Source organism: Haemophilus sp. HMSC066A11 (assembly GCF_001811665.1).
GTDB lineage: Bacteria > Pseudomonadota > Gammaproteobacteria > Enterobacterales > Pasteurellaceae > Haemophilus > Haemophilus influenzae.
Genome location: NZ_KV805847.1, coordinates 1 through 11,416, shown reverse-complemented (window position 1 = coordinate 11,416; position 11,416 = coordinate 1). Strand labels below are relative to the sequence as shown.

Here is an 11,416-nt window from a genome sequence, read left to right as displayed (position 1 = left end):
AGAAGTAAAAGACTAAACAAAGAAAAGTAAATATAGAAGACTTAATAGAAAGAAAATCGGATTCAGCTTGTGACCAATAAGAACGAGTGAAAGGTAGAGGAAAGACTGAGTAACGAGCGATAAAAGAGAAGACGAGTTATCAAAGAATTATCCTGGCGGCAATAGTGCGGTGGACCCACCTGAGACCATACCGAACTCAGAAGTGAAACGCTGTAATGCCGATGGTAGTGTGGGGTTTCCCCATGTGAGAGTAGGGCACCGCCAGGTTACCAAATATTTATTTAAATTAAATAAAAAAATAAGAACCCCAGTTTAAGAACTGGGGTTTTTGTTTTTACAAATAGATATACCTGAAAAGATTTTTCAAAACCCTATTTCTTTTTTACCCATGTCCTTTGTATCCTTAGCATTTTTATTATTCTAATTAGAACAAAAATAAAGTATTTTTCACTTTAGTATACTAAAGTCCTTAGGTATTGACATACATAAGGAAACATATTGCTAAGAAACAATTTAACTTTAGAGAGGTTTAGAGTGGAAACGTCATACGAATTATTGAATCGAGTCGTGCAATCTAAAATTGTGATTTTAAAAGAAGAAGCCCATCATTCAGACAAAGAACAAAAAGCTACCGTTTTGCTACATTATACAAAGAGAACGGTTGATAAATCTATGAAAAGGATTATTGCTGAAAATCTAGATTATCATATTATTTATCGATGTGAAATCAATGCGGTTATTTTGCATATCAAGGTTAAATAAGGAGAAGTTATGAATAATAATCAAGGTCTTGAGAATATTAAAAAACAACTGTTAGATTTATTTCCTTTAAAGAAAGAATAAAACAATACTGTTAAACAATTTGGTAGGTTTTATGTGTGATGTGAACACTCAAGATATTTGCAAGCAGATGCATGTTTATTGGAAAAATGAGCATTTTCAAACTTTGCTTAAAAATAATAAAGGTAATTTAGATCAAAAACTCATTTCTGAAATGGATAGCCTTATTCGAAAAATTGAATCCTCTAATTTTGTCGTTTGCCAACAAAATATCGTGCTATTGAATTATATCTATGATGATTTACAGAAAGGAGATTTTTCTGAGATTAATCAATTTTTTCAGGAAATTAAGAAAAATATGTCTAATTTGGCATAATATGAGGCGAAAATAATGATTAGAAAAAGTTTATTTATTTTGATAATAGTAATGGGATTATCCGCTTGCCATTCAGGATTACACGTTTGGTATAACTCATCACCGCAAAATGCAAGACTAATTTGTGGTGGACAATTTGTCGGCTATACGCCTTATAACGCTTATTACAATATCTCTGAGCAAGATATTCAACGTGGTATAGTTCAAGTTGTGCCTTGCCAAGCCGTTTGGATGAGTGGAGCAACCGAAAAATATCGCAATCAATTCCCAGTTAATTCAGATAGTCATTCTTATAGCTTAACAGCAGTAAGTAATAATGCATCAGCTGCAGATGTTCAATTTGATTCATCACAACGTGCGGCCTACCAGGATCAACAAGAGCAAACTAACCAAATTATTCAGGGGATTGGGCAAAGCCGTCCAAAAAGCACCTATTGTAACCGAATTGGTAACCAAGTTTTTTGTAACACTTATTAAGGAATAAAAATGAAAAAATTACTTTCCATTACTGCAATTTCTTTGCTCTTATCTGGCTGTTTTAGTAGTGTCAATTTATCAAATTCTAATACCTCAGCTAATGCTAATGAAATAAATAAACTTTCTAATCAAGATGTAAACTCTATAGCATTTCTATACGCTCAAACATTTGTTTGTAGTAATGGTAGTGCTAAAAAATCTCCTGAATGGAATAGTTTCCGTCAAGAAATGGAACAATATTTTTCCCAATTAAATAATCAAGATGCAAGTCTTATTTCAATAGCATTTGTGACAAGAGTATCAGTAGATTATTTTAGAGAAAATAATATTCCTATAACACCTCATAAGATGGGACAATTTTATCCTATTTTTCTGTCTAATGATAAAATAAAGTTGGATGTGGTGAAATCAGCAATGAAAGTAATGACAAGTGATGGTTGTACTAAAAAGGTTCTTGATATTATTAAAGAAAACTTCCATAAAATCATAACAAGTAAAGCTTAACCTCAGCCCCGCCCCATTTGGGGCTTTTCTACACATCTTTTTCTACACATCTTTTTCTACCTGTGCTATAATCCCGCTAAAATTCTACCCTTAAAAACAAGAGAAATTATGACCGCACTTAATGTATTAATTTATCCTGATGATCACTTAAAGGTTGTCTGTGAGCCTGTTACTGAAGTTAATGATGCAATTCGTAAAATTGTTGATGATATGTTTGATACGATGTATCAAGAGAAAGGTATTGGTTTAGCTGCACCTCAGGTGGATATTTTGCAACGTATTATTACTATTGATGTTGAAGGCGATAAACAGAATCAGTTTGTTTTGATTAACCCTGAAATTTTGGCTTCTGAAGGCGAAACGGGAATTGAAGAGGGGTGTTTATCCATTCCAGGGTTCCGTGCGTTGGTTCCTCGTAAAGAAAAAGTGACAGTGAGAGCGTTAGATCGTGATGGTAAGGAATTTACTTTAGATGCTGATGGTTTGCTTGCGATCTGTATTCAACACGAGATCGATCATCTTAATGGAATTTTATTTGTTGATTATCTTTCTCCACTTAAACGCCAACGTATTAAAGAAAAGTTAATTAAATATAAGAAGCAGATTGCGAAAAGCTAAAACGTAGGGTGGGCTTTAGCCCACCAATCATTTCAAAAAACGGTGGGCTGAAGCCCACCCTACTTCCTATCAATCACCATAACGTAGAACATTATGAAATCACTTAATATTATTTTTGCTGGTACGCCAGATTTTGCTGCACAGCATTTACAAGCTATTCTAAATTCTCAACATAATGTGATCGCTGTTTATACTCAGCCAGATAAACCAGCTGGTCGCGGTAAAAAATTGCAAGCAAGCCCAGTCAAGCAACTTGCAGAGCAAAATGATATTCCCGTTTATCAACCTAAATCCTTACGTAAAGAAGAGGTGCAGTCCGAATTAAAAGCGTTAAATGCAGATGTAATAGTTGTTGTCGCTTATGGATTAATTTTACCGAAAGTTGTATTAGACGCCCCTCGTTTAGGTTGTTTGAATGTGCATGGTTCTATTCTTCCTCGTTGGCGAGGCGCGGCACCCATTCAGCGTTCAATTTGGGCTGGCGATGCACAAACGGGTGTAACCATTATGCAAATGGATGAAGGTTTAGATACTGGCGATATGTTACACAAAGTCTATTGTGATATTTTACCGACTGAAACTTCAACAAGTCTTTATAACAAACTGGCGGAGCTTGCTCCATCGGCATTAATTGATGTTTTAGATAATCTTGAAAGTGGTAAATTTACAGCTGAAAAACAAGATGACAGCCAAAGCAATTATGCAGAAAAACTTTCTAAAGAAGAGGCTCAATTAGATTGGTCACTTCCTGCAGTGCAACTTGAGCGTAATATCCGTGCTTTTAATCCTTGGCCGATTGCTTATTTTTCAACAGAAGATAGGGATGGCAATGCTCAAACGTTAAAAGTATATCAAGCGGAAGTGTTGCCTCATCAAGATAAACCAGCGGGAACTATTTTAAGTGCGGATAAAAATGGCATTCAAATTGCGACTGTCGATGGCGTCTTAAACTTATTGCAATTGCAACCTGCAGGTAAAAAGCTTATGTCTGCACAAGATTTATTAAATGGCCGTGCAGAATGGTTTGCTATTGGTAAGGTGCTTGCATAATGAAAAAATTTTCTTCTAAAACTATCAAAGTAAAAAATTCAGTAAAAATGACCGCACTTTCGACCAGGGCTATTGCAGCAAACTTAATTTTGCAAGTATTGGATGAGGGCAAATCATTGTCAGCGTTAATTCCAGAAGTGCAATTTTCTGTAAAAGCTCAAGATTTGCCTTTACTACAAGAAATTTGTTTTGGCGTGTGTCGAGTATTGCCTCGCTTAGAGCAAATTATCAAACGTCTTGTGGATAAGCCGCTTAAAGGTAAAACTCGCATTGTTCATTGCCTGTTACTTGTAGGGTTATACCAATTGCTTTATATGCGAGTGCCTGCTCATGCGGCAGTTGATGAAGTTGTGAACGCAACAAAATCATTAAAATCTGATAGTTTTAGAGGATTAGTGAATGCGGTTTTGCGTAGATTTTTACGTGAGCAAGATGAAATTTTGGCAATTATCGATAAAAATTGGCAAACGCTTCACCCTGAATGGTTCGTGAAGAAATTAAAAAAAGCCTATCCGAATTGGCGTGAGATCATTGAGGCGAACAATCAGAAACCACCAATGTGGCTACGAGTGAATTTACAAAAAAACGCCTTCGAAACTTACCGCGCTTTACTTGAGGAACAAGGTATTTCTGCAAAAACAAGTCACCATCCTAATGCGCTATGTTTAGATATACCGATTGCTGTGCAAAAATTACCGCACTTTGAAGAAGGGGCGGTTACGGTGCAAGATTTTAGTGCTCAATGGGCGGCAACGTTGCTTGAGCCAAAAAATGAGGAGTGGATCCTCGATGCTTGCGCTGCACCCGGTGGTAAGACGACCCATATTTTAGAACTGGCACCTCAGTCTAATGTGATTGCATTAGATGTAGAAACGCATCGCTTAAAACGAGTAGAAGAAAATCTTGAACGTTTAAATCAGCAAGCGATAGTGGTGTGTGGTGATGCGAGTAAACCTGACGAATGGTTAGCTGAAATCGGTAAAAGTGCGGCGAAATTTGACCGAATTTTACTTGATTCCCCTTGTTCTGCAACGGGAGTGATTCGCCGCCACCCTGATATAAAATGGTTACGCAAAGAAACCGATATCGCTCAGCTCGTTGAATTACAGAAGAAAATTTTGAGTGCGCTTTGGGAAAAATTGAAGCCAAACGGTGTTTTGCTTTATGCGACTTGTTCTGTATTGCCAGAAGAAAATTGCGAACAAATCCAAGCATTTTTAAATGCTCACACGGATGCGGAGTTATTGTCATTGCCCTTTAGTGATGATAAAAGTGCGGTGGGTTTTCAATTCATTCCGCAACCAAATAGTGGCGATGGGTTCTATTATGCGAAATTGCTTAAACGAGCATAAAGGAGAGCGATAATGAAAATTATCATTTTGGGTGCAGGTCAGGTAGGAACGACGCTTGCAGAAAACTTAGTCAGTGAAGATAACGATATTACCTTAGTGGATAATGAATCTCCTCAGTTACAAACATTGCAAGAAAAGCACGATTTGCGTGTGGTACAAGGCTCTCCATCATCTCCAAAAGTGCTTCGTGACGCAGGCGCAGCAGATGCCGATTTAATGGTTGCCGTGACAGCCTCTGATGAAATCAATATGGTCGCTTGCCAAATGGGCTATACATTATTTAATACGCCAACGCGAATTGCACGTATCCGTAATTCAGAATATTTACGTGAAAAAGACAAGTTGTTCAACAATGAAAATATTCCTATTGATCATTTAATTTCGCCTGAAAATCTTGTAACTGATGAAATTACGCGTTTAATTGCTTATCCAGGCGCATTACAAGTTGCCCATTTTGCCAATAATCGTATTAGTATTGTTGTAGTGAAAGCTTATTATGGGGGGGCTTTGGTTGGATATGCACTTTCAGCATTTCGCGAACATATGCCACATATTGATTGTCGCATTATGTCTATTTTACGTAACGGTAAACCGATTCGTCCACAAGGCTCAACCATTGTAGAAGCTGGCGATGAAATCACGTTTATTTGTGCTACTGAACATATTAAGGCGGTAATGGGAGAGTTACAACGTTTGGAGAAACCTTATAAGCGAGTAATGATTGTTGGTGGAGGAAATGTTGCTTCTGGCGTGGCAAAACGTTTGGAAAATTCTTGTGTTGTAAAGCTTATTGAACGTGATTCAAACAGAGCGCAAGCCTTAGCAGAAAAGTTGCCAAAAACGTTAGTATTTAATGGAGATGCCTCAGACCAAAACTTGCTTTTTGAAGAACATATTGAAAGTGTGGATGTATTTCTTTCATTAAGTAGCGACGATGAAGCGAATATTATGTCAGCGTTGTTAGCTAAGCGTTTAGGCGCGAAAAAAGCAATGGTACTGATTCAACGGATTGCCTATATTAATCTTATTCAGGGAGGCACGATTGATATTGCGGTTTCTCCACAACAAGTAACGATTTCTGCTTTGTTAGGTCACGTGCGTAAAGGCGATGTAAAAAATGTGGCAACATTACGACATGGCATTGCCGAAGCCATTGAAATTGTTGCACACGGTAATGTGAATACTTCAAATATAGTAGGGCGAAAAATTGGTGAGTTGCGTTTGCCGATGGGAACCATTATTGGTGCTTTATTACGAGGGAATGATGTAATTATTGCTCGTCGTCAAGTGATTATTGAAGAAGGCGATCATATAGTGATTTATTTGAGTGATAAGAAAAATGTGCCAGAAATTGAGAAATTATTCCAACCAAGCGCATTCTTTATTTAGTTTTTTTACTTTTCAGAGTGATTTATTATAATAGTCGCTCTTTTTATGTAATTTTTGAAGGGGAACATTATTATGAATTTTATTAAAGAATTTCGCGAATTTGCAATGCGTGGCAATGTCGTAGATATGGCTATCGGTGTGATTATTGGCAGCGCATTTGGCAAGATCGTAAGTTCACTTGTTAGTGATATTTTTACGCCCGTGTTGGGGATTTTAACTGGTGGTATTGATTTCAAAGATATGAAATTTGTATTAGCACAAGCACAAGGCGATGTTCCTGCTGTTACTTTAAATTATGGTTTGTTTATTCAAAATGTGATTGATTTTATTATTATTGCTTTTGCAATCTTTATGATGATCAAAGTAATCAATAAGGTAAGAAAACCAGAGGAGAAAAAAACTGCACCAAAGGCAGAAACATTGCTTACTGAAATCCGTGATTTATTAAAGAATAAATAATATTTAAAGAATGAAAGTTAGCAGAAATGCTGACTTTTTTTATTACTATTTTTTAAGCTATAATCAGCCCTCAATTTTAGGGAAATAAAATGGAAAAATATAATAAACTTCGCATTGAATGGGATTGTCGTCGAGGAATGTTGGAGTTGGATAAAATCATAATGCCTTTTTATTTGACGCATTTTGATACATTAAGTGATGATAAAAAAGATATTTTTATTCGCTTGTTAGAAAGTTCTGATTTGCAGTTGTTTTCGTGGTTTTTTAATCGTGTGAAATCACAAGATGTAGAGCTTCAAATGATGGTTGAATATATCCAAAAAGTGCAGAAAATCATCATAAATTAAAATTATTGATTAGCGAATGAACTTTTTTAACACGCTTTTGTCTGAACAAGCAACAAGAGCTTGCTGTCTTGATATTAAGGCGTGTTAGATATTGGCATGGGAGAAATATGGCTGAACAGCTAACAGATCAGGCTTTGGTAGAAAGAGTGCAGCAAGGGGATAAGAAAGCCTTCAATTTGTTGGTTTCGCGTTATCAGAATAAAGTGGCGGGGCTTTTGACTCGCTATGTATCACGTAACGATATTCCTGATGTGGTGCAAGAATCCTTTATAAAAGCTTATCGCTCAATTGAATCTTTTCGTGGCGAAAGTGCTTTCTATACATGGCTTTATCGAATTGCCGTTAATACGGCAAAAAATTATTTAACGGCTCAAGGTCGCCGTCCACCAAATGAAGATATTTTGGCAGAAGATGCTGAAAATTATGATGTGGGTACGCACTTGCGGGATGTGGATACTCCCGAAAATGAAATGTTGTCTAGTGAGTTAGAAAGAATTGTTTTTGATACTATTCATAACTTACCAGAAGATTTAAAAACCGCGATTACGTTACGAGAGCTAGAAGGTTTAAGTTACGAAGAGATTGCAGAAATTATGAATTGTCCTGTTGGTACGGTTCGTTCCCGAATCTTCCGAGCAAGGGAAATGATCGAAAATAAAATTCAACCTCTAATGTAGAGCGAATAAAAATTGGAGTTTACTATGCAAAAAGAGCAGCTTTCAGCCTATATGGATGGCGAACAAGTCAAAACTGACTTGACAGATGCTTTATTAAGAGACGAAGAATTACAAGCGTCTTGGCATTCATTTCATACCGTTCGTTCAGTAATGCGTAAAGAAAGTGCGGTCTTTTTAGGGGGGGATTTTACCGCTAAAATGGCAGATTTGATTGAGTTAGAAGACGTGAAGAAAGTCGATGTCATTGCGGTGTCTCAACCTGAACCAGAAGATGCACATAATTCTGCATTTATGCAAAAATTAAAGGCATTTTTTGCACCAATGACGCAAGTTGCTGTTGCTGCTGGTGTATGTTTAGTGGCAGTACTTGGTGTTCAATCTTTCAATAGTAAAAACGAAGCGTCTAATTTACCAGAAGCACCAGTGTTGCAAACCTTGCCATTTAATAATGCAGTTCAAGAAATTAGCTATAATGCGCCAAGCAAAGATACATTGACTTCAGATCAGCTTGAGAAAAAAAGTCGTCGCATTGGTGCAATGTTGCAAAACTATGAATTGCAACGTCGTATGCACTCTGATGCTTTAGATGTAAGTAGCAGTCAAGTAAGATAAATTGGTTTCCTTTGTTCAGATTATTGATTCACCACCTAATTGTTATTTAGTGTGGTGAATTTTTATCCTTTAGATTTCTATGAAAAAAATCGCATTAAAATTTACCGCACTTTCTCTTTCTTTGCTATTAAGTAGCATTGCTTCTGCTGAAGAGCTTTCTGCGAAGCAGTCTTTAGATAAAATGACACAAGCATTGGATAATCTCAATTATGAAATTGCCTTTGTGCAAACTACTCCAGCAAATATGGATTCATTTCGTTATCGACATATCAAACAAGATAACAAAACCTACGCACAATTAGTTACTTTAGATGGTCGCCAGCAAGAAATTATTCAACGTGATAATTTAGTCAGTTATTTTCAGCCAAATGCTCAAGCATTTACGCTTAATAGTGGCAATATAGTTGATGCGATGCCTGCGGTTGTGCGTGCAAATTTTGATAAGCTTTCTTCTTATTATGATTTCGTAAAATTAGGTAAAGATCGCGTTGCTGGGCGTTTCGCTGATACGATTAGAATTGTTCCTAAAGATGATTTTCGGTATCAATATTTGGTGTTTATCGATGAAGAAAATGGCTTGTTATTACGCGGTGATATGCTTGATCGCGAAGGCAAGCTACTTGATCAATTTAGAGTTGTAACACTTTACATCGATGACAGATTGAGAGGATTAACGGATTATATTAACAAGGTATCATTGCCCCCTTTATTGAAAGAAAGTAAAAATGAACAAAGTTCAAATATAACTTGGTCTGCAGGTTGGTTGCCACAAGGTTTTTCTTTAATTCGATATACTCAAGAAATATTAGAAAATGAAATCATAGATAGCGCATTATATAGTGATGGCTTATTTACTTTTACGTTGTTTGTTTCTAATGTAGGCTCTAATGACCTACCAGAAAATACTTGGAAACAAGGGGCTTATACGATTTATAGCGAGGTCATCGGAGGAAAAGAAATTACTTTTATTGGGCAATTACCAATCTCGACGGCAAAACGCATTGTACAAGAAGTCAAATTTAGATAAAAAGTGCGGTAATTTTTTACGATATTTTTATCAATAACTGATTTTGAGTTAGGCATTGACTAAGATTCGCACGTTTTTACGTGCGAATTTTTATTTTCTTAATTTTATTAATTCTACTTGGTGATTGTGACCTTTTTTTAGAATTAGATTTGCTCGCTCACGAGTTGGAAGAATATTTTGATTAAGGTTTAACCCGTTAATTTCATCCCAAATTTTACTAGCGGTGGTAATGGATTCTTCTTTCGATAAATTGGCATAATGTTTAAAGTAAGAATTAGGATCGTTGAACGCACTTTCGCGGAATTTCAGAAATCGTTTGATATACCATTCTTTCAATAATTTTTCTTCTGCATCAACATAAATAGAGAAATCAACAAAATCTGATACGAATGTCTGATTGGTTTTATTATTACCCGTTTGAAGTACATTCAAGCCCTCTAAAATAAGAATGTCAGGTTTATTTATCACATTAAATTTATCAGGAATAGTATCATAGGTTAAATGCGAATAGATTGGTGCTTCCACCTCAGTTTTGCCAGATTTCACATCAGCTAAAAAATGAATAAGTTTGGGCGTATCATAAGAAATAGGGAAACCTTTTTTGTGTAAAAGATGATCTTTTTTTAGTTTTTCTAATGGATATAAAAAACCATCAGTAGTTATAAGATCTACTTTGCGCTCTGCTGGCCAATGGGAAAGAAGTGATTGAAGTATTCGTGCTGAAGTGCTTTTCCCTACCGCTACGCTACCTGCAATGCTAATGATATAAGGTACTTTTGTTTTATTACGCCCTAAAAAACGGTGTAAAACAGCTTGTCTGCGAAGGTTTTCGTCAATGTAATAATTAATTAAACGAGCTAATGGTAAATAAATCATACTGACTTCATCCAAAGATAGCTCTTCATTAAAACCTAAAAGCGGTTTAAGATCTTGTTCTGTAAGTTTTAGGGGGACAGATTTACGCAATTCTGCCCATTGTTTGCGGTTAAAACTTAAAAAAGGGGTTAGATTCATTGAGATATTATTGAGTCAAATAGACAAATTGGAGAAAAATATACGCTATAAATAAAAATTTAGCATTCATTTTTCATTAAATGTGCGCTAATTTGATTAAAAAATCACTTTTTTGATTGTGATTTAAACGAATAATCAAAAAAATAAACTTTTTTATAAAAAATACTTGTCAGTTAAAGTTTTTTCCATATAATACGCCTCACTTGCTTACGACACGCCGACTTAGCTCAGTAGGTAGAGCAACTGACTTGTAATCAGTAGGTCATCAGTTCGATTCCGATAGTCGGCACCATTCTTTCGTATCAAGTATTCATTTAGTGTGGAGGGGTTCCCGAGCGGCCAAAGGGGGCAGACTGTAAATCTGTTGGCTCAGCCTTCGAAGGTTCGAATCCTTCTCCCTCCACCATCTTTTAGATGGATCCTGATGGGACAGACGAATTTAGGACTTGCGGGCATCGTATAATGGCTATTACCTTAGCCTTCCAAGCTAATGATGCGGGTTCGATTCCCGCTGCCCGCTCCAGACGCTGATATAGCTCAGTTGGTAGAGCGCACCCTTGGTAAGGGTGAGGTCGGCGGTTCAAATCCGCCTATCAGCACCAGTCTTATAATTCCTCATCCTTATATCAATCAGCAAATAAATTTATTGGTTAATGTGGTTTAATTTACCCATCGATAACCGTGTCTATTTAGAGGGACTATTTCAATGTCTAAAGAAAAATTTGAACGTACAA

At 36.3% G+C, this 11,416-nt stretch carries 14 protein-coding genes, 4 tRNA genes and 1 rRNA gene; 18 read left to right on the top strand and 1 reads right to left on the bottom strand.

From position 1 onward, the window contains the following. Positions 1 to 151 precede the first annotated feature (151 nt). From rrf to rseB, 14 genes are all read left to right on the top strand, one after another. Positions 152 to 267 (top strand): 5S ribosomal RNA (gene rrf, locus HMPREF2813_RS00345). A 267-nt stretch (positions 268 to 534) separates the two neighbouring features. Further along, complete coding sequence (locus HMPREF2813_RS00340) at positions 535 to 762, top strand: hypothetical protein (RefSeq protein ID WP_041174721.1); 228 nt, start codon at positions 535 to 537, stop codon at positions 760 to 762. Positions 763 to 874: 112 nt separating this feature from the next. Further along, positions 875 to 1,156: a hypothetical protein gene (locus HMPREF2813_RS00335; protein WP_012054665.1), complete on the top strand. Its 282-nt coding sequence runs from the start codon at positions 875 to 877 to the stop codon at positions 1,154 to 1,156. A gap of 15 nt (positions 1,157 to 1,171) precedes the next feature. Continuing rightward, positions 1,172 to 1,633, top strand: coding sequence for a hypothetical protein (locus HMPREF2813_RS00330; RefSeq protein ID WP_012054664.1), 462 nt, complete (start codon positions 1,172 to 1,174; stop codon positions 1,631 to 1,633). A 9-nt stretch (positions 1,634 to 1,642) separates the two neighbouring features. Then, complete coding sequence (locus HMPREF2813_RS00325; RefSeq protein ID WP_012054663.1) at positions 1,643 to 2,137, top strand: hypothetical protein; 495 nt, start codon at positions 1,643 to 1,645, stop codon at positions 2,135 to 2,137. Positions 2,138 to 2,245: 108 nt separating this feature from the next. After that, a complete protein-coding gene (gene def / locus HMPREF2813_RS00320; protein ID WP_005630900.1) occupies positions 2,246 to 2,755 on the top strand; it encodes a peptide deformylase in 510 nt (169 codons plus the stop codon). 93 nt (positions 2,756 to 2,848) lie between these two features. Continuing rightward, a complete protein-coding gene (fmt, locus tag HMPREF2813_RS00315; RefSeq protein ID WP_012054662.1) occupies positions 2,849 to 3,805 on the top strand; it encodes a methionyl-tRNA formyltransferase in 957 nt (318 codons plus the stop codon). After that, positions 3,805 to 5,157, top strand: a complete 1,353-nt coding sequence (gene rsmB, locus HMPREF2813_RS00310) for a 16S rRNA (cytosine(967)-C(5))-methyltransferase RsmB (protein WP_048946897.1) — start codon at positions 3,805 to 3,807, stop codon at positions 5,155 to 5,157. Before fmt ends, rsmB begins: the two co-directional genes overlap by 1 nt. Before the next feature lie 12 nt (positions 5,158 to 5,169). After that, positions 5,170 to 6,546: a Trk system potassium transporter TrkA gene (gene trkA / locus HMPREF2813_RS00305; RefSeq protein ID WP_048946898.1), complete on the top strand. Its 1,377-nt coding sequence runs from the start codon at positions 5,170 to 5,172 to the stop codon at positions 6,544 to 6,546. Between the two features lie 72 nt (positions 6,547 to 6,618). Beyond that, positions 6,619 to 7,005 carry a large-conductance mechanosensitive channel protein MscL gene (mscL, locus tag HMPREF2813_RS00300; RefSeq protein ID WP_005651263.1) on the top strand — a complete coding sequence of 129 codons (387 nt, stop codon included), beginning with the start codon at positions 6,619 to 6,621 and terminating at the stop codon, positions 7,003 to 7,005. 89 nt (positions 7,006 to 7,094) lie between these two features. Beyond that, entirely contained in the window at positions 7,095 to 7,352 is a 258-nt protein-coding gene (locus HMPREF2813_RS00295; RefSeq protein ID WP_005661933.1) for an FAD assembly factor SdhE, read from the top strand. Between the two features lie 107 nt (positions 7,353 to 7,459). Next, positions 7,460 to 8,029: an RNA polymerase sigma factor RpoE gene (gene rpoE, locus HMPREF2813_RS00290; RefSeq protein ID WP_005672503.1), complete on the top strand. Its 570-nt coding sequence runs from the start codon at positions 7,460 to 7,462 to the stop codon at positions 8,027 to 8,029. Between the two features lie 24 nt (positions 8,030 to 8,053). Further along, positions 8,054 to 8,641: a sigma-E factor negative regulatory protein gene (locus HMPREF2813_RS00285; protein ID WP_005687096.1), complete on the top strand. Its 588-nt coding sequence runs from the start codon at positions 8,054 to 8,056 to the stop codon at positions 8,639 to 8,641. Positions 8,642 to 8,720: 79 nt separating this feature from the next. Further along, positions 8,721 to 9,668: a sigma-E factor regulatory protein RseB gene (gene rseB, locus HMPREF2813_RS00280; RefSeq protein WP_005687094.1), complete on the top strand. Its 948-nt coding sequence runs from the start codon at positions 8,721 to 8,723 to the stop codon at positions 9,666 to 9,668. A gap of 90 nt (positions 9,669 to 9,758) precedes the next feature. On the opposite strand, the gene coaA is transcribed toward rseB, so the two are convergent. Continuing rightward, positions 9,759 to 10,682, bottom strand: coding sequence for a type I pantothenate kinase (gene coaA / locus HMPREF2813_RS00275; protein ID WP_048946899.1), 924 nt, complete (start codon positions 10,680 to 10,682; stop codon positions 9,759 to 9,761). Positions 10,683 to 10,898: 216 nt separating this feature from the next. Here coaA and HMPREF2813_RS00270 point away from each other — a divergent pair. The 4 genes from HMPREF2813_RS00270 to HMPREF2813_RS00255 all read left to right on the top strand — a co-directional run bounded on the left by HMPREF2813_RS00270 (position 10,899) and on the right by HMPREF2813_RS00255 (position 11,284). Further along, positions 10,899 to 10,974, top strand: a tRNA-Thr gene (locus HMPREF2813_RS00270). Between the two features lie 29 nt (positions 10,975 to 11,003). Then, positions 11,004 to 11,088: transfer RNA gene (locus HMPREF2813_RS00265), tRNA-Tyr, on the top strand. Between the two features lie 42 nt (positions 11,089 to 11,130). After that, a tRNA-Gly gene (locus tag HMPREF2813_RS00260) sits at positions 11,131 to 11,205 on the top strand. Positions 11,206 to 11,208: 3 nt separating this feature from the next. Then, positions 11,209 to 11,284: transfer RNA gene (locus HMPREF2813_RS00255), tRNA-Thr, on the top strand. The last annotated feature ends 132 nt before the right edge of the window (positions 11,285 to 11,416 follow it).